The organism is Microcoleus sp. S36b_A4 (assembly GCF_036700645.1).
In the GTDB taxonomy this organism is placed as follows: domain Bacteria; phylum Cyanobacteriota; class Cyanobacteriia; order Cyanobacteriales; family Microcoleaceae; genus Microcoleus.
This window is the reverse complement of sequence record NZ_JAUBPI010000007.1, coordinates 45972-65596: the sequence shown is the minus strand read 5'-3', so window position 1 is coordinate 65596 and position 19625 is coordinate 45972. Positions and strand designations below refer to the sequence as shown.

Annotated in this window: 14 protein-coding genes; 4 read left to right on the top strand and 10 right to left on the bottom strand. The window is 45.0% G+C overall.

Annotation, left to right across the window (positions count from 1 at the left end):
- Positions 1-6 precede the first annotated feature (6 nt).
- The 10 genes from QUA03_RS03965 to QUA03_RS03920 form a co-directional block, all read right to left on the bottom strand.
- Positions 7-1257, bottom strand: coding sequence for a glycosyltransferase family 4 protein (locus QUA03_RS03965; protein WP_333209846.1), 1251 nt, complete (start codon positions 1255-1257; stop codon positions 7-9).
- A gap of 60 nt (positions 1258-1317) precedes the next feature.
- A complete protein-coding gene (gene epsE / locus QUA03_RS03960) occupies positions 1318-2562 on the bottom strand; it encodes an exopolysaccharide biosynthesis GT4 family glycosyltransferase EpsE (RefSeq protein ID WP_333209844.1) in 1245 nt (414 codons plus the stop codon).
- Between the two features lie 48 nt (positions 2563-2610).
- Positions 2611-3906 carry a glycosyltransferase family 4 protein gene (locus tag QUA03_RS03955; RefSeq protein WP_333209842.1) on the bottom strand — a complete coding sequence of 432 codons (1296 nt, stop codon included), beginning with the start codon at positions 3904-3906 and terminating at the stop codon, positions 2611-2613.
- Positions 3907-3952: 46 nt separating this feature from the next.
- Positions 3953-4966: a glycosyltransferase gene (locus tag QUA03_RS03950; protein ID WP_333209841.1), complete on the bottom strand. Its 1014-nt coding sequence runs from the start codon at positions 4964-4966 to the stop codon at positions 3953-3955.
- 92 nt (positions 4967-5058) lie between these two features.
- Positions 5059-5580: a serine acetyltransferase gene (locus tag QUA03_RS03945; RefSeq protein WP_333209840.1), complete on the bottom strand. Its 522-nt coding sequence runs from the start codon at positions 5578-5580 to the stop codon at positions 5059-5061.
- Positions 5581-5717: 137 nt separating this feature from the next.
- Positions 5718-6299, bottom strand: a complete 582-nt coding sequence (locus QUA03_RS03940) for a serine acetyltransferase (protein WP_333209838.1) — start codon at positions 6297-6299, stop codon at positions 5718-5720.
- Between the two features lie 195 nt (positions 6300-6494).
- The gene (locus QUA03_RS03935; RefSeq protein ID WP_333209836.1) at positions 6495-7505 is read right to left on the bottom strand and encodes a glycosyltransferase family 2 protein; all 1011 of its coding nucleotides are present in this window, start codon (positions 7503-7505) and stop codon (positions 6495-6497) included.
- 214 nt (positions 7506-7719) lie between these two features.
- Positions 7720-8766 carry a glycosyltransferase gene (locus tag QUA03_RS03930; protein ID WP_333209834.1) on the bottom strand — a complete coding sequence of 349 codons (1047 nt, stop codon included), beginning with the start codon at positions 8764-8766 and terminating at the stop codon, positions 7720-7722.
- Positions 8767-8853: 87 nt separating this feature from the next.
- Entirely contained in the window at positions 8854-9075 is a 222-nt protein-coding gene (locus QUA03_RS03925; protein ID WP_333209832.1) for a hypothetical protein, read from the bottom strand.
- Positions 9076-9261: 186 nt separating this feature from the next.
- Positions 9262-10167 (bottom strand): histone deacetylase, encoded by a 906-nt coding sequence (locus QUA03_RS03920; RefSeq protein ID WP_333209831.1) that lies wholly within the window; start codon positions 10165-10167, stop codon positions 9262-9264.
- A 77-nt stretch (positions 10168-10244) separates the two neighbouring features.
- On the opposite strand from QUA03_RS03920, the gene QUA03_RS03915 reads away from it, so the two are divergent.
- From QUA03_RS03915 to QUA03_RS03900, 4 genes are all read left to right on the top strand, one after another.
- Positions 10245-10754: a hypothetical protein gene (locus QUA03_RS03915; protein WP_333209829.1), complete on the top strand. Its 510-nt coding sequence runs from the start codon at positions 10245-10247 to the stop codon at positions 10752-10754.
- Positions 10755-11428: 674 nt separating this feature from the next.
- Complete coding sequence (locus QUA03_RS03910) at positions 11429-16129, top strand: response regulator (RefSeq protein WP_333209828.1); 4701 nt, start codon at positions 11429-11431, stop codon at positions 16127-16129.
- Positions 16095-18122 (top strand): adenylate/guanylate cyclase domain-containing protein, encoded by a 2028-nt coding sequence (locus QUA03_RS03905; protein ID WP_333209827.1) that lies wholly within the window; start codon positions 16095-16097, stop codon positions 18120-18122. Before QUA03_RS03910 ends, QUA03_RS03905 begins: the two co-directional genes overlap by 35 nt.
- A 264-nt stretch (positions 18123-18386) precedes the next feature.
- Positions 18387-19277 (top strand): alpha/beta fold hydrolase, encoded by an 891-nt coding sequence (locus QUA03_RS03900; protein ID WP_333209825.1) that lies wholly within the window; start codon positions 18387-18389, stop codon positions 19275-19277.
- The last annotated feature ends 348 nt before the right edge of the window (positions 19278-19625 follow it).

Genomic DNA, 19625 nt, shown 5'->3' with positions numbered 1-19625 from the left:
GGCTACCTAATGCTTCGGGCAATCGTCGATCGTTTGTTGATAAATATCAAGTATTCGATCGACTTTGCGTTCCCAATCAAAATGCTGCTGGACTCGTTCCCGTCCCGTAGAACCCATACTCTGTCGCAATTCTGGTGAATGAGCCAGCTTGAGCATCGCATCTGTCAGTCCCTGGACAAATCCTTCTTTAGAAGTCGGTTCTACTAAAATACCGCAAGTGGAATTCAGATAATCTGCAGGGCCACCCCAGTTCGTTGCTATGACAGGCAAGCCCACTGCCATTGCCTCCATCACCACTGCCCCCCCGCATTCCCGCAAACTGGGAAAAACCATTGCATCAGCTTGTTGCATTTTGAGAGCGCAGTCTTCCTGAGACAGCCAGCGACTAAATACAACGTTGCTGTCGATGCCTAAACGAGCTGTTTGAGCTTCGAGTTCCCCTCGGATGTGCCCATCACCGATGATTTCCAAGACTGCATCAGTTTGAGCGACGACGGGTGCGAAGGCTTCCAGCAGCAAATCTACAGCTTTCCAGCCGATCAGCCTGCCTAAAAATATAAAATGAACCTGCCCGGTCGCTGCTCTTGATAAGCTAGAGTCCAATCGCCACACCGAGAAATCCACGCCGTTTTCCACAAGTTCAATAACTTTACCCTGCACTCCAGATGCCAGTGCCTGCTTCGTCCGATCGTTTGCCACTAACAGCGTCTCGGCTTTGATTTTACCGGGAAAAAGACGATTGAAGAAATCGACGCACTGGTAACCGATCTCGATTAAAATATCAATGATAGGACTTTGGCGCGATCGAAAAGCCAGAGGAAATTTAACCGACGTGTTCATCGGCCCGATAACTACCGGAACTCCCAACCCGAACATCAACGAAGGAACTGTTGCCGAGACTGGTGTCGGTTCGTGTACAATATCAATCTGGTGTTTGCTCACCAGCCACCGGACAATACGACGCTGTAGCACTTGGGTGTACAGGTGAGATAGCAGCCCAAAAGTAAACTCATTAACTCTTTCAGGGATAAATCGCCCGCAATTGTGAAGCAGTCGGTGCAGCCAAGTGTCCGGTACAAAGTGCATTCGATCGCAGTCTTCTGGAAACAGCCCTGTGAGTTCTGCCTGGGTGCGGGCGTGCGCCACTAACCATGTCTCTATTTGGCGCGATCGAAGTATCCGGAAATAGTTGACCGGCAGCAATGACTCGCCACCGAATTTAGTTGAAGCGTTCTGAGCAACAATTAAAATTCGCATAACTTGTTTGGACTCAACTGGATTTATGTAATCTGAGATTAAATTTGTTCTTTGGCATAACTAAGACGGGTTAGTTTTTCCAAGTTTTTCCAAACACTGAGCTAAAGTTTCTGCACTGCGGCCGTGGCTAAATTTCGCCATGATTTTTTTCCGGGATTCCTGACTGAGGCTCAAAGCAAGTTCGGGATTTTGCAGTATATTGACGATCGCATCGGCCATTTCTTCGGGTTTTTCTGATTGGACTAATACAGCATCCACGCCGTCATCTACTAGCTCAGAAGTTCCGCCTACATTAGTAACAACCGACGGCACTTCCATCGCCATAGCTTCCATCACAGCAACCGGAACTCCTTCATTCAAACTTGCCAAAGCGAAAATGTGAGCTGCTTCTAGACCTTGGCGAATTCGCTGTTCCGAAACAGCCCCAAGTAGCTCCACGAATTCGGACATCGATTTATCTTCAATGATTTTTTGTAGCTCTTGGTGATATCCGCTGCCCCCTTGTTCATCCTCGCCTGCAATTTGCAGCCTCACGTCAAATCCCCGATTTCGCAGCAATTCTACAGTCTCAATCAAGTATTTATGACCTTTCACCGGGTTGAGGCGGCCGCAAGCAAAAATCTTGCACGGACTTCCTTCTTGCCAAGGCTTGTAAGGGCTGCTGCGTTTAATTTCTGCAATATTAACTCCCATGGGAGCAACAGCTAATTGTTTGGGAAGAAAGTTCGCTAATTTATTTTTGACATCATTGAGAAGCAGTTGAGATATGACGATCGCAAAAGCAGCATTTTTCCACTTTTGTTCCTGATTTGACCCGTACACTTCTAGAGTAGGCCCGTGAAGAGTGATACTGTAAGTACAGCCTGTAAGAATTGAGTTAAATAAGGCTATATTGGCGGAATTGGCACAGGAATGAACGTGGATGTGAGACCAACCTTTTGTTTTTGTTAACGCGGCTAGTTTCCCAGCAACCAAAACCAGTGCTAAGAGTTTAACTTTTTCAAATAACGATGTATCTCTCGCTTTGGCAATAACTGCTAGGCACTGCCACCATGCAGCGGGACCTGCTTTGAGAACCTCTAGCAATGAGTTAATAAAATCTTTCGCAGCAAAGGGAAATAGATAAATAGTATTTTTTTGAGCTTCTTCTGCCCATACGTGAGAAGCGATCGCTCTGGGTGGCGGTTGAGTTGATACTAAATCTGTTTCAATTCCAAGTTCTGCAAGAAATTGTCGCTCCCGCCACAAAAAGATGTGTGTTTGTCCCGGAAATTGGGGAATAAAGTATCCGATTTTTGCCTTCATTTCTCACCTACTTTCTAATTTTTACTTCAAGAATATTTATCTACTCTACTATGCCGATGCACGAACACCTTTCTCACCGAGCATTTTTTCGTAAATCTCGACGATTTTTATGCCCTTGTTCTCCCAAGCAAATTCTCTGGCTTTTTCGATCGCCTTAGCTGACATACTTTCCCGCAGCCGATCATCTTCGACTAACAGCTTAATTTTACTTGTCAACTCCTGTGTTAGATACTCTCTAGAAATCGGCTCGATCTTAAAACCAGTTTCTTCATTCACGTATTCACCAATACCGCCGTTATTGGCAACTATGCAGGGGAGTCCGCAAGCCATAGCTTCCATTACCACTGCGCCCCCGAACTCTCGGATTGAAGGGAAGCAAAAAATATCTGCTTTCCTGTAATAATCCAGAGTTTCTTGTTGATTTACCCATCCGGCAAAACTAACTATTTCCCCTAGATCAAGCTCCTTTACTCGGTTTTCCAAGTTATTTTTTTCTGCCCCGTCTCCTACTATAGTTAAGCGGATTTTACTTTTAATTTCCTGCTCTAATTTCCCAATAGACTCAATAACAATATCGGCACATTTGTAAGGCACTAATCGACCCACAAAAAGCAGATTGATATGGTTAACATCTTTAATTGGGATACTTGTCTGGTTTAAGAAATCCTCCGAAATGCCATTTTCGTAAAACAAATCAATTTTTTGGTCCGGTATTGCAAACAAATCTTTTAGCATATTTAAAGTATATGTTGAACCTGCTAAAATTTTGTCGGCTTTTTTGTAAGTTTCTACATAACCTGGAATTAATGCTCGACCAACTGCTCTCAAAAAGTTGAATTGAGCAAATTCTTGTTTCGCCGTTTCTTGAAAACCTGGTGGAAAGGGAATGCCCCCATTCACAGGGCCTAGAATAAAAGGAGTCTGCTGGCAAACACTGACTACCTTAAACGGATACCGCGGCATCATCGGGGTAATTGCATGAACTATGTCATAATCTCCGTTAAGGATTTTTCCTTTAAATTTTTCATATACTTGCTGATTAAATTCTTCATAAATTGGGTAGCTCAAGGTATTATAAAGAGGCCAATTGACTCGCCCGTTTGCGGTGAGTTTTTCGACTATTTTATAATATTGTTTGGTTAACTTTCCTTCTTCAAGGTAGACAACTTTTTCGTATTCTGGGTGTTTTTCGAGAGCTGGTTTATTTCTAATATGGGTGACGAGGGTTACATCAGCTAAATTATTGATTTCTTGAAAAAAATTGTACCCCACCAAAGGTACTGATGCCCAGTCAGGATTGCACTGCTCTACAATTAGTAAAACTTTTAATTGTTGATCGCTCATTTGTTTGCTACTCAGGGGTGGACTTTCTGGGACGTTAGCTGTAATTCTAGCTGGCTGAATGAATAGAGTTGGTTGTTTTGTATTCGATCAACTTGCTCTGCTGCCCCAGCAATCGGCGCTGGTGAAACTGGATTTGACCTTGTAGCTGGGGAAATTTGGCTAATACGCAAGACAAAGCGTAGATGGCTGAGTCTTTAGTGGTGAGAGCCCGATGCTTTAGATAATAGTTATAGGTGCGATAGGTTGCTAAGGGGTAGCCACTCAATAGTAACAAGCTCCAGCCTTTTGTCGGCCATATCATTGCCAAGGCTAGGGCTGGCAAAACTAAGCCCCAAAACCAGGTGCTCCGGGTTTCTTTGACCCAATGGCGCTCTGGTTCGCTTCCGTGCATCCAGGAACCCTCGGCGTAGGCGTAACCAGCTCTTTGGGCGCGCTTCCACCACTGAACAAAACTGGTCATTTGCGCGTCGTGCAGGGTCATTTCTGCGTCTAAGCGGAGGATTTTCCAACCTTTTTGGCGAAGTCGCAAGCACAGTTCGGGTTCTTCGCCGGCTATTAGTGCGGGATTGAAACCTTCGACTTGCTGAAATGCCGTGGCGCGCATCATGGAGTCGCCACCGCAGGCTTTGGTTTCGCCAATGGGGGTATCCCACTCGATGTCGCACAATTGGTTGTAGATGCTTGCTTTGGGGTATCGTTCGCGCCTGCGCCCGCATACTGCTGCTACGTCTGGTTTGGCTGCGAGTTCGCTGTAGGCTCGATCGATCCATCCATCAACTACTTCGCAGTCACCGTCCACAAATTGGACAAATTCGATTTCTGGTGCTATTTCCAGCAAGCGGGCAAAGCCTTCGTTTCTGGCGCGGGCTGCGGTAAACGTTATAGATAAGTCTAGTTCTACTGTATCGGCTCCGAGCGATCGGGCTAACTCTAGGCTACCGTCTGTTGAGCCGGAATCGACGTAGACGACGCGGGCAACTTTGTCTGTGGCTGAGACTAGGCACTGGCGGAGGCGCTGCCCTTCATTTCGTCCGATCGCCACTAATCCAATTTGTTTCAAGTTTTACCTTTTGAATGCGACTACTGAGCAGTTCTTTTTATATTTTAATAAAAGTCCAGCTAATTTCATGATTTTTCTGCGACTTCTAGAAATTATTTGTCAGACTTCCTGGGTTTTTTTTCGATTATTTTTGCCGGTATTCCCACTGCGGTTGCACCGGGTGGCACGTCACAAATCACCACAGCATTGGCACCAATCAAAGCATGATCGCCGATCGTTACGGAGCGAATAATTTTAGCTCCGGCACCAATATCGACATGACCGCCGATTTTGACATCAGCAACAATTGTCACCTGCTGAAGAATCAGACAGTTAGGGCCAATGGAAGCACTGGGATGAATGACAACGCCATTAGGATGAGTCAGCAGCAGTCCTCCTTGTATTTGGCAGTTCAAAGGGATGTCTGTTGCAGTGACAACGCTCCAAAATCGATGCTGGATCACGTTCCAACGGCATAAAATATATCCTCCAATTCCACCCTGCTGCTGCCACTTTTGATAGTTGCGGATAGATTTGAGCAGTTGGCGACTGGGTTCCCACCACTTGCTAAGTTTTTCGCGGCTCCAGTCTGGTTCTGTAGCAGAAATGATTGACTTAGTGATTGACTCAACCATTGTTTGTACAATTTTTTGATGATGTAGACAATTGTGCCTATTTGTGTGGTTTATCTTAAGATTAATCTCTAACTTGACTAGGGAGATTTATTTAATCTCCGCAGAGTGCTAGCAGAATCTATAAGAAAGAAAATGATTTAAGCATTGTTTTCAGCAGGCCGGGATTTGATAATTTTGGCAGGGATACCAACGGCAGTTTGGCCTGCGGGAATATCTGATAAAACTACAGCATTGGCACCGATATTTACGTCGTCTCCTAGGTTAACCTTGCCGAGGATTTTTGCACCAGCGCCGACGTTAACCCGATCGCCCAATTGAGGGGATTCCAGCGGCTTGTCCAAATAGCGGTTTCCCAACGTTACACCTTGGCGGATAATGCAGTCGTCGCCGATCGTACAATATCCGTGAATAATAATAGCGTTTTGATGTTCAATCACTACGCGACGACCGAGCTTCACAGTGTAAGGCAAGTCTATCCCGTAACTATTGCGGACTTTTCGGTAGAGTGCTCGATAAATAATGCTCAAAGGAGCTCGCAGTAATTTCGGTTCTACCTGCATTCTCCAGACGCCAAAACGCTGCACTGCTACGGCGCGAAATCCCGGTTTTGTCCAATCTCGACCATGAGCAATCCAGTCTTCTTTAATTTGCTGCCACAATCCCAGGCCGGGGCTTTCTACTTGATTTTCACTGGTGATTAAGTTTTGCTCAGTTACCATAAGCTCTAATTCACGCTATTTCTTGTTTACTCTATTGCTAGATGCCGACGATATTAATGGGTCTGTCAGGTTTCTGAGGAAGGAGCAATCCGGTTTTATCGATCGAGAATACTAATTTCTCGGCTGCATCCTAAAATATTTTGCTTGCCTAGGTTAACCTGGTTTAGTTAGCTTTTACCGATTTACCAACTCCCTTTAAAAGTTTTTGGATTTTTCAATCTTACCCCCCTTAAAAAATACACTATTTAATACAAAATCCCTCAGCAATTCTGGTGGATCGCCATCGGGTTTGCCTTGAAGTACGCGGCGAACCCTCCACGCTGCAAAACCGGAAGCCCAGGATATATCAGTTAATGCTGTGTAAACCAAGCCGTAGTTTTTGATAAAGTACCTACGTCGGGAATCAAACCAATAGGTGGGCAGCCGCTTGGCGGGCTTTTTGGTGTCAGTGACGCCTGAGCTTTGGCCGACTAAGTGGACAACACGACTTTCGGGTACGTACCAGCAACTCCAGCCAGCTTTGTTCGCTTGCAGACAAAAGTCCATTTCTTCGCAGTACATGAAATAAGCTTCATCCATCAAGCCAATCTTTTCAAATACTTCGCGACGCACGATCATGCTGGCTCCAGCTACCCAATCAGTTTGACAGGTTTTTTGAGAAATGGGAGGCGCTGCGGCCCAGTTGGCTAATAACTTGGATATAAAGCCTGTCCGCCAACCAAAATCGAGTTCGGTAAAGAGGTTGTGAAACCGAAAAGCTGACTCTTGGGGCGTGCCGTCGGGGTCTTCCAAGCGGCTGCCGGCGATGCCGGCTTCGGGGTGGGATTCCATGAAATCGACGAGGGCTTTTAAGGCACCGGGGCGAACTATGGTGTCTGGGTTGAGCAGCAGGAAGTAAGGAGGAGGATTGGTGGATTGGAGGGCGGGACGGATCACGGCGTTGTTGCCGAAGGCAAATCCGCCGTTGCGGTTTAGGGGAAGGAAGGATGCCCATTCATTCCAGCCTTCTGAGGCGATCGCACTACTAATTTCTTCGACGGAGCGATCGCCTGAAGCATTGTCGCCAACTACAACTCGCATACCGGGCAGCGATTGAACTTCGCTAACTAGAGAGCGCAAGCAGTCTATTGTCAAACTAGAGGTTCGGTAGTTAACAATGACAACCAGCAGTGGATAGGGGTGATTGGACTCGCTGGCCTTCGACATAAGTACCGTTGTTGGTTTAACAACTTTTTAGCTCAAGTTGTATCCATCTGGCAAGCTGGAGCGATCGCCCGGAGTGCAGGTATCGCCTAAGTACATGAGTGGGAAAATACACAAGTAGTCAAAAGCGAGGGTCACTCCGTGAAACGAAGCAATCCCAAAGGTTCTGGCAGCTTTACATTCGGTTACACAGCCCGGTTTATTTGCGCCTACCTACTTACTTTTTTGATTGCTCCAACATAATTGACAAAAGCTGCCACCGCTGCCGGTGCATTTCTTCGTGAGTCAGGCGGTGAGCATATTTCAGACCTGCCATGCCCATATTTTGAAGTAGGTTCAAGTTTTCTCCCGACTGTTTGAGCAAGTTTGCTAAATCAACTGGGTCATTGCAATTACCGATCAAGCCTGTGATAACGTTTTCGATACAGTCGCGGAGTCCGGCGGTGTTGTTTGCCAGTACCGATACGGCCTGGGAATAAGCATCGTATACTATTCTGGGCTGTTCGTCTGAGGTACTGGGAACCACAACAGCATGATATTGTTGCAGCCGGCCGAAGAATTCTCTGCCGTAAGGAATAGTTCCCAAAATTTCTATCTGTACCGATTTTTGCATTGCCTTGCTGGCTGCTTGGCAGTTGCTTAACAGTTCGCCTTCACCTAGTATGTCCAGCTTGACGGGAATGTTTTCCTCCTCCAAGACTTTCATTGCTTCTAGGAGAACTAACAGGCCTTTCTCTGGAACCAATCTGCCCGCAAATAGAATTTTTAGTTGTTTGGGCGAGGCTGACAGTTTTTCGTGCCATATTTTAGTCGCCTCTGCTTCCGAAATAATATTTTCTTCATCTATCCACGAAGCATGAATTATCTGACTTTGCTTGTGTCGTTTGTTTAATAAACTTTGCTGATATTCTGCCTGTGTAAAGATTGTCAAGTCGGCGCTGTTGATGCACCAGCGATTATATGTTTCGTATATGTAAGCTTGAATTTTGGCTTTAATGCTAGCAGGGGGGCCCGGCAGCAGCAGCCACGGTGCGGACTCAACTATGAGCAGGTATGGTTTCCGCTGTATCAGGACTATTGGCGTCACTAACCATGCCATCGGAATCGGCCAGCCTGCTACGGCACTATGTACGATATCTGAAGATGCGATCGCGCCCCAAAGCTGGGCAACCGTTGCCGGCAGCAGCAATATTGCTTTGGCAAAGCTATTTGGGGAGGGAAGGTCAATAAATTTAGCATCAGCAAATGATGTTTCCGAATCCACCTTTATTGTATTTTTGGGGGGGGTTCTCGCACGCACGGAGATGCTAGCGTGAAGTTTTTCAAATACTTGAAGTGTTGGGTTATGTCTTTAGCCCACACACATTAAATCGAGATACCTGCTGCCTTTGAAATCGCAGAACAATGGGATGTTGAGGACTAGCAGGTAGCGCTTGTCTATGGGCATCAAAGTTGGTTCTTTATCTCCATCTTCTGTGATATTTAACGAGTTGGAGTTCATAAAATACACTACAATTAAATGCGATATATCTATTTTAATACCACTTTCAGCTAATCCGCATTTAAATTGCATAGTAAAATAAATTTTTCCCCTTTTGGGGAGTAGGGTTGGGCCCGAAAGCCCACCCTCAAAATACAAATTAAATGCACAACAGCTTAGCCAGTTTTTAGTATTAATTGACACCCTAAACACGGAATCATATCGCCAAACAATACTGAAGTCAATTTTAAACCTCGCCCCTCTGGATCAAAGTCGATACTACCTATAGGCTTGACTGGCAGCTCGGTGCAGCAGCGAATGCCGATAAACTAACCCCTTAGCGTCATCGCAATAGCCCCCGCCAATCACGCAGGCAACGGGATAGCCACCAGCCAAACACGCCATCAAAACTTGCATTTCCCGGCGAAATAAGCCCGTATCAGTTAAAGCTAATTTTCCCAGTTTGTCACCGTGATGAGGGTCTACTCCAGCATCGTACAAAACTAAATCTGGCTTGACATTTGACAGCAAATCTGGTAGGAATTTATCCAAGGTTTGTAAATATTCGTCGTCCTCCATACCTACAGGCAAAGGTACATCTAAATCGCCCTTTTGTTTGATGCCGGGAAAATTGACTTCGCAGTGCATCGAGAAAGTAAAAACGCTACTGTCATCTTGGAAAATTACAGCGGTTCCGTCTCCTTGGTGGACATCTAAATCGACAATTAAAACTTTGCGAACTAAACCATTTTTTTGTAAGACGCGAGAGGCGATCGCCAAATCATTAAAAATACAAAAACCAGACCCAAAAGCAGGGAAGGCGTGATGAGTTCCGCCCGCAGTATTGCAAGCCAAACCGTAGTCTAAAGCGAGCTTGGCAGTTAGTACAGTTCCTGCAACCGCAGTGTAAGTGCGATTAGCAAGAGCCCGACTCCAAGGCAGACCAATTCGCCGAGTCGCTTTGTTATCGAGCGTCCCGTTGCAGTAAGCTTGAACATAGGAGTGGTCGTGGACTAATTCAATCCATTCTTGAGGGGGAAGTTCGGGAGCGTGAAATTGCGATTTATCTGCTACCCCGTCCGCGAGCAGCATCTCGTAAAGCATCCGAAACTTTGCCATCGGGAAGCGGTGAGCCGATGGCAGAGGTGCAACGTAATCTTCGTGGTAAATAATTGGTAAGTCCATTAAAATTATTGTATAACGAATGAATCTCCAATTGAACACCTGCAATCTCAAATTAAAATTCGCTGGAGAACCTGTATATGCAACAACTAAAAACAGTCTGGCAGTCCGGCAGCACCGACCCCGAAAATGCTGACAATCTCGATAATATTAGTCAGTGGTGGGCAAACCTGAACGGGAAAGAAATTAGCTGGGTAGAGCGACTGATTCCGCAAATCGGCGGTCTGAGCGAAATTCACTGGCATCCCCAGCGTTTTGACGAAACATTTGTGATAGTCAATCCTGAAATTCGGGAGGAAACTCTCTATTGGTACATACCCGATTCTCCTGTCCAACGTAACAACACTGTTGACAAATTAGAACTTGACAACTTGCAACAGCAATTGTACATCTATCCTCAGTTGGAAGCGGAACTGGTAATTCGCGTAGGAATTCCCGAAGTTAAATATCAAACACTTGAATTAAACAATCCCGAAATCGCCTTGGGCGAAGATAATCTGCTGCTGCTGTGGGAATCCGATCAAGAACTAGAAATTAAAATTTACTTAAGCAATGAAAATATTGCTAAACTTAAGGAATTGCTGGCATAGAAAAGACAGAGAAAATATTTTATATGGTAGGCTGTGGGTGCCAATGGATGGATCGCATCTATACTCTTAGTTACCTATAAATATCTTAAGACTGATGGGCGGCTGGGTCAAAACCAAGGTTTTTCACAGCCATACTTTGTTGCAGCGACAAGAGTAAAAAAAACGGTTTCTTTGCCTCGTGGTATGTCCAGGTGTGTATCTCGGCTAAAACCCTTTGAATGTGGCAGCAGAATGTCCAGAAAATTGCGTTATCCTCCTGGGAGTTTTAATCCTAAAGTCAAGCAAAAAACAGTCCTGGGCGCATCAACCGGGTTATACCAAAATACTTTGTCGCAGCCATTGAACAAAGTTAAAACACCCGGTTACTTTGGTCTGGAGTGCCTAAGCAATGATGGTTTTTTTGGCAGACTTAATTTGTACAGAAAATCAGGCGATTTTTGGGGGCAATAAAATGTGGTTAAGTACGGTTAGTTTCAGTGGCAAACTTAAGACAAGCAACCAATAAGTTTAAAAAATAGAAGGTGCGTTAGTTGATGGCTACTATCTAAAGTTAATCCTCTATTTGCTGAGTTTGAAAAGGTTTAATAAATAATTAGGATCGGAAGGAATCGCTAAATTTATTAAATCATCAATCTGCTGCTATTACTAAAAAAATCACCATAACCCGACAAAAAATGATATTTGACAAAGAAAGTATTCACATTTTAATTATTGATGATCAGCCCCAAAACCTGCGCTTTATATCAAACATATTGACGAAAGAAGGGTATAAAGTTCAGCGGGCGATTTCGGGAGAAATGGCGGTCAATGCTAATTTAACCGTTCTCCCAGACTTGATTTTGCTAGATATTGCTATGCCAAAAATGAACGGCTATGAAGTATGTGCTAGACTTAAATCCAACGAAAAAACGAGGGAAATTCCGGTTATTTTTTTGAGTGTGTTCGAGGAAACTTTTCACAAAGTTAAAGCTTTTGAAGTCGGCGGTGTTGACTACATTACTAAGCCTTTTCAAGTGGAAGAAGTTTTAGTGCGGATCGAAAGTCAACTGACTATACAACAGCTATCAAAACAATTAAAACAGCAGAATGCCCAACTGCAAAAAGAGGTAGAATTCCGCAAGCGAACAGAACAATCACTCCGGGAAAGCAAAGCGCGTTTGCAGAAATTGGCGGTCAATATACCGGGAGTTCTTTATCAATTCATGAAGAAGCCTGATGGAAGTTTTAAGTTTGAATATATTAGTTATGCTTGTCGAGATATTTACGAATTAGAGAGTGACGAAATTTTAAAAAATCCCGACTTTTGCTTCGATCAAAATCATCCAGATGACCAAGAATATCTGGTGAAACAAATTGCTACTAGCGCCCAAACTTTAGAACCTTTTGCCTGTGAATGGCGGATTGTTACACCGTCGGGCAAACTTAAATGGCTGGAATCTAATTCTCGGCCAGAAATGCGTGATAATGGCGATATTGTTTGGTATGGCGTACTTTTTGATATCAGCGAGCGCAAGCACGCAGAAATAGAAATGGCTGGAGCTAAAGCTGCTTTAGAACGGCAAGTGCAGCGAGAATTGCTGATCGCAAAAATAACTCAAGAAATTCGCTCCAGCTTGCAGCCAGAACAAATATTTCAAATAGCTGCTACTCAAATCGGTCTGGCATTCTGCGTCAATCGGTGTTTGATTCATACTTACGTTACTAGCCCTCAAGTTGATATTCCTCTGGCGGCAGAGTATCTCGAACCCGATTGCGAATCTATTCGGAACGTACCTGTTCCAATTTGGGGTAATCCTCACGTCATACAAATGATGATACAAGATCTGGCGATCGCCTCCAACAATGTTTATTCAGACCCTCTGTTGCAAGCGGCTCAACCGATTTGCCAGAAGGTTGGGTTAAAATCGATGCTGGCAATTCGCACTTCTTACCAAGGCAGGGCAAACGGTGCTATCTGTTTGCACCAGTGCGATCGCTACCGGGAATGGACTTCCGAGGAAATCGACTTATTAGAAGCTGTGGCGGCTCAAGTAGGGCTCGCTATCGCTCAAGCTAAACTGATCGAACGAGAAAAAAACCGAATTCAGCAGCTCGATCGGCAAAATAAAGTGCTGCAAGCAGAAATTCGCACCCGTGTCCGCGCCGAGCAAGCTCTGCAAGAATCGGAAACAGAATTGCGGGCGATTTTTGCCGCCATGACTGACACAGTTTTAGTGAGAAATTCAGAAGGGCGCTGCATCAAAATTGCCCCGACAGCATCAACAAATTTGGTGAAACCTCCCAGCGAAATGATTAACAAAACCGCTCATGAAGTCTTGCCTAAACCTGTAGCAGATTTAGTATTAAATGCCATCCAACAAGCTCTAAAAACTAAGCAAAGCATTAATGTTGAATATAGCTTTAAAGTCGGAGAGCGCGACGTTTGCCTCGACGCTAAAGTTTCTCCGCTGACTGCAGATTCAGTGATTATCGTGGCGCGAGATATTAGCGTTCGCAAACAAACAGAATCCGCACTCAGAGAGAGCCAGCACTTCATTCAAGCTATCGCCGATTCCAATCCCAACCTGTTGTACGTTTACGATCTAATTGAACAGCGGAATGTCTACAGCAACCGACAAATTTCGACGATGCTCGGATACACAGCCCAAGAAATACAAGATATGGGTACAGCAATGATGCCAATTCTGCTCAACTCCGACGATTTGCCAAATTTTTTTGAAAGCATCCAAAAAGTAGATCAAGCCAAAGACGGTGATGTCATTGAATGTCAATACCGAATGAAACACAAAAACGGTGAATGGCGGTGGATGCACAGTTGGGATACAGTATTTCTCAGAACAAGCGATGGTAAACCCAAACAAATTCTCGGCACTGCTAATGACATCACAGACCGCAAATTAGCCGAAGAAAAACTGCTAGAATCCCAACAAAGAATCTCATTTTTATTGCAGCAAACGCCGATCGCAGTTATCGAGTTAAACCTCAATTTAGAAATTATCACTTGGAATCCCGCAGCCGTGGCTATTTTTGGCTACAGTGAGCAAGAAGCGATTGGTCGAGTCGCCTCCGATTTGATCGTACCTGAAAGCTACCACCCGCAATTATCTGAGATTTTCAATCATGACTTGAATGCCAAATCCAGCGGCACTACCGAAAATCTGACCAAAGACGGCAGAATTATCATCTGCGAGTGGTACAATACTCAGCTAATTGACGATAACGGTACAGCGATCGGCATTGCTTTAATGGCTGTAGATATTACCGAACGCAAGCAAGCAGAAACCGAACTGCAAGAAAGTGCTTTACGACAAAGAGCGATCGCCCGCATCATTGAAAGAATGCGGCAGACTTTAGATATCCGAGAAATTTTTCACGCCACAACCCGAGAATTGCGCCAAACAATGAAGTGCGATCGAGTCGCTATTTACCGTTTCAATCCAGACTGGAGTGGCGAATTTGTAGCCGAATCCCTTGACCGCAAGTGGGTTTCTTTCATCCAATCACAGGAGATCGATTCTCACCTTACTGAAGGCGCTTTAAACAGCGACCGTTGCGTCGTCAAAGAATTAGATAGCCCCTCACAAGAAGTACGCGATACCTATTTGCAACAAACCCAAGGCGGAGCCTACAGCCGAGGTACAACTTACCTTTGTGTCCCAGATATTTACCAGCAAGGTTTCGATAATTGTTATATCCAATTGCTAGAAAAATTTCAAGCTAAATCCTACATTATTGTACCAATTTTCTCCGGCAAAAAGCTCTGGGGATTACTAGCATCCTATCAAAATTCTGCTCCCCGCCAGTGGAGTGAAGCAGAAATCAACGTTGCAGTTGATGTAGGTACTCAGCTAGGAGTAGCATTACAGCAAGCGGAATTGCTCGCCCGCACTCAAAGGCAGTCCATGGAACTGATTAAATCCAAAGAAAACGCCGAAGTTGCCAACCGCGCCAAAAGCCAATTTCTAGCTTCCATGAGCCACGAACTCCGCACACCTCTCAACGCCATTCTCGGTTTTTCCCAAGTCATGGCCCGCAACAGTTCTATCACGGAAGAACAAAAAGAATACATAGAAATCATTAACCGCAGTGGCGAACATTTGCTAGAGCTCATTAATGATGTTTTGTCAATGTCCAAAATAGAAGCAGGTCAAATTACCATCAATCCCAGCCGCTTCAATCTCTACAACCTTCTCAACAGTCTCAAAGAAATGCTGCAACTAAAAGCCAACTCAAAAGGTTTGCATCTAATCTTTGAAAAGGCCGATGATTTGCCGCAGTACATTCAAACAGACGAAGCTAAATTGCGGCAAGTTTTAATTAACCTGGTCGGCAATGCGATTAAATTTACTCAGCAGGGAACCGTGACTTTGCGCGTCAGCAGCCAAGCTGAAAAAGACGCTACAGAAGAAAAAAAATCCCAATTGTATTTTGAAATTGCCGACACAGGCCCCGGCATTTCTCCCTTGGAACTTTCCACATTATTTAAGCCCTTTGTACAAACTGAAAGTGGTCGCAAATCCATGCAGGGAACAGGTCTGGGGTTGCCGATTAGCCAACAGTTTGTCCGAATCATGGGAGGTGATATTGCTGTTGCAAGCAAACTCGACCAAGGCACAATTTTTAGCTTTAATATCTGGGTTAACCTAGTAACAGAAAGTGATGAACAAGAAAAACCGCCGATTAAACAAGTTATTGCTTTAGAAGCCGGACAAGATACTTATCGGATACTAATAGTTGAAGATGTAGCGGAAAATCGACAACTGCTGCTTAAGCTGCTGGTACCCCTGGGATTTGAAGTCCGCGAAGCAACTAACGGTCAAGAAGCAATTGCTTTGCATTCAACTTGGAAGCCACACATGATCTTAATGGATATGCTGATGCCCGTGATGGATGGGTATGAAGCGACAAGACAGATTAAGAAAACTCTACAAGGTAAAGAAACAATAATTATTGCTTTGACTGCCAGTGCTTTTGATGAGCAGCGACAAATAATTTTATCTGCTGGTTGTAACGATTTGATATGTAAACCATTTCGGGAAGAGGTACTCTTTGAAAAGATAGCGGATCATCTCAACCTGCGTTATATTTATGAGAAAGAAAACTTATCTACTTCTTTTTCAACACCGACGCTGCTTAAAAGTTTGACCACCGAGGATTTGAGCGTAATGCCCACAGACTGGGTGGTCGAGTTGCACCAAGCAGCACTTTGTGTTGACGACAACCGCATCCTCGAACTGATCGAGGAAATTCCCGAAACTGAGGCAAATCTCGCTAACGCTTTAACAGATTTAGTCGATAATTTTCGGATAGATATCATTATCGATTTAACTCAATTATATTATGATGAACGACCATCCCTTACCAGCGACTCCTAAAGACATTCTAATAGTTGACGATATGCCGGATAATTTGCGACTTTTATCCACTATGCTGACATCTTACGGGTATCATGTCAGGAAGGCTATTAACGGACACTTGGCTTTGCAAGGGGCACAAATATCTCCTCCCGATCTAATTTTACTAGATATTAATATGCCGCAAATGAACGGGTATGAAGTTTGTGAGCAGTTAAAGTTAAGCGAAAAAACTCAAGATATTCCGGTAATTTTTATTAGTGCGCTAGATGACGTGCTGGAAAAAGTTAAAGCTTTTCAAGTAGGAGGAGTGGATTATATTACTAAACCGTTTCAAGTAGAAGAAGTTATAGCCCGCGTCCAAAACCAACTTTCCCTTCGTTCGCTGCAATCCAAACTGCAACTGCAAGCTAGGGAACTGCACGATCGCAATTCTAGATTGCAGGAAGAAATTGCAGAACGGCAGCGGGCTGAAGAATCAATCCGGTTTTTGCTGGAAACTACGCGGGCGATCGGCGAAGCTGTAGACTTTCACTCAGCTTTAGAAGTAATTTTGCACCAAGTTGGGGAAACAATCGGATGGGATGTAGGAGAAGCTTGGATTCCCGATGCAGAAGGAACTGTGCTGCAATCTGCCAGGGGCTGGTATGCCAGCAACGCGAGGATGGATGCGTTCCGCAAGCAAAGCGAACAACTGACATTTGCCATGAATATAGGGCTGCCAGGACGAGTTTGGGCATCCAAGCAACCGGAATGGGTAGAAGATATTACCCGCGGATACCCCCATTTTCTCCGAAGTCAAATAGCACTAGAACTTGGATTCAAAGCGGGTTTTGGCGTGCCGATTTTGGTAGACGATGAAGTATTGGCAGTCCTAGTTTTCTTTAAAATTTCGTCTGGCCGGAAAGATGCACGATTTATAGACGTTTTTAATGCGGTAGGCACTCAATTAGGTTCTTTGATTCAGCGCAAACAAGCAGAAGAATTGCTGCGTATCGCTCAAGAAAAATATCACAGCATTGTAGAAAATGCGATGGAAGGCATTTTTCAAAGCACGCCTTCAGGAGGCTATCTCAGCGCTAATCCAGCTTTGGCAAAATTATACGGTTACGAATCCCCAGAAGAACTGATGTCCGAGATTAAAAATATTGCTCAGCAACTTTACGTTGACCCAGAACGCCGCCTCGAATTTGTGGCTGCTATGGATACTGAAAATGCCGTTTCGGGGTTTGAATCTATGGTATGTCGCAAAGACGGGCGCCGGATTTGGGTGTCAGAAAATGTTCGGGCTGTTCGAGATTCAAAAGGTAATCTGATCTACTATGAGGGTACTGTTTCTGACATTACAGAACGTAAATTAGCGCAAGAAGCGCTAAAAGTTCAACAAGAACAAAGCGAGAAGTTGCTGTTAAATATTTTACCCAAACCAATCGCAGAACGCTTGAAGGCAGAGCAAAGCACGATCGCCGACAGTTTTGCCCAAGTAAGTGTTTTATTTGCTGATATTGTTGGCTTTACTGAGTTGTCGGCGAGAATGTCTCCCACCGAGTTGGTAAAGCGCTTGAACGTAATTTTTTCGCACTTCGACCAGTTAGCGGAAAAGTACGGTGTGGAGAAAATTAAGACTATTGGCGATGCTTACATGGTAGTCGGGGGATTGCCTACACCGAGACAGGATCACGCCGAGGCGATCGCCCAAATGGCCCTGGGAATGCAGGCAAAAATAGCAAAGTTGTGCGCTGAGACAGGGGAAAAACTGGCAATTCGCGTTGGCATCAATTCCGGGCCGGTGGTTGCGGGAGTAATTGGTGTGAGCAAGTTTACTTATGATTTGTGGGGAGATACGGTGAATGTAGCGGCGAGGATGGAAGCTACGGGTTTTGCCGGCAGAATTCAAGTTACTGATGTTACTTATGAGCTTTTGAAAGATAAATATTTGTTTGAGAGGCGAGGCGTCATTCCGGTAAAAGGTAAGGGGGATATGATGACTTATTGGTTGCTAGGAAAAAAGTAAAAATTGGGAATTGGGAATTGGGAATGGGGCATGGGGCATCGGGCATGGGGCATTGGGCATGGGGCATTGGGCATGGGGCATTGGGCATTGGGCATTACAACAAATAACCAATAACAAATAACCAATAACACATAACCAATAACCAATAACCAATAACCAATAACACATAACCAATAACACATAACCAATAATTCATGACTACTGACTACTGACTACTGACTACTGCTATGATGAAAGTAGTTAACGAAACTTTACATAATAGCCGTGACTGCACAACAATTAGTATCTGCAACAAGTTTTGAAAAGCTAATTTGGACTTGGAAAGGTCACAAAATCCAATATACCGTCCAAGGAACAGGCCGCCCTCTGATCTTGATTCACGGATTTGGGGCTTCGATCGGACATTGGAGGCAAAATATCCCCGTACTCGCGGCCGGCGGCTATCGTGTATTTGCGCTGGACTTGCTGGGATTCGGTGCTTCCGCCAAACCAGCCCTAGATTACACTCTGGAATTGTGGGAAGAATTGCTGACTGATTTCTGGGCGGATCTGGTACTAGAACCGGCGGTATTTGTCGGGAATTCGATCGGCGCTTTGCTGAGTTTGATGGTAGTCGCCAACCATCCAGAAATATCAGCCGGCGGTGTCTTAATCAACTGTGCTGGCGGGCTCAACCATCGGCCAGACGAACTGAATTTCCCGCTGCGAGTAGTGATGGGGACTTTTACTAAATTAGTTCGATCGCCCCTGATCGGCCCCTTTGTATTCAACAACATCCGCCAAAAACACCGCATCCGCAACACCCTGCGCCAAGTCTACGGGAACCGCGAAGCCATCACTGACGAACTCGTAGAACTCCTGCACGCCCCCTCCTGCGAGTCCGGAGCTCAACAAGTGTTCGCCTCGATTCTCACAGCCCCTCCAGGCCCTCAACCCTCAGAATTGCTGCCCAAAGTCGATCGTCCGTTATTGGTACTTTGGGGCGCAGATGACCCCTGGACGCCCATCGCCGGCAGCCAGATTTATCAACAATTGGCCGGCAACGATAAACCAGTGAAATTTGTTTCAATTCCCAACACAGGCCACTGTCCCCACGACGAGCGGCCGAGTGAAGTCAACGCTCTGATTTTGGACTGGCTGCTGGAATTGAAGTAAAATTTTTCTGCTCAACCCAACCCTGGGGCGATCGAGTCAAACCCTTGCAGTGCAGGAGTTTTGCCTTGCTCCACCGCACCGACACCCCGGCAGCAGCCGACTCAAAAAACAATTTTTGTAAAAAGTATTGACACAATTTACTGAGTCAGCTATATTGATGGACGTGTGAGGAGCGAACCAGAAAAAGCACCGAGACGAAACACGGCCAGTCGTCGGTGCTTTTTCTGTTGCAAGGCATTTTTAAGAGTTTTAAATTATCTATAATTTACATCCAGAATATCTGTAAGCCCGCCCCGCTTTCTTCCATTCTTCCTTCTCGTTCTTAGCGTCTTCGCGGTTCGTTAAATA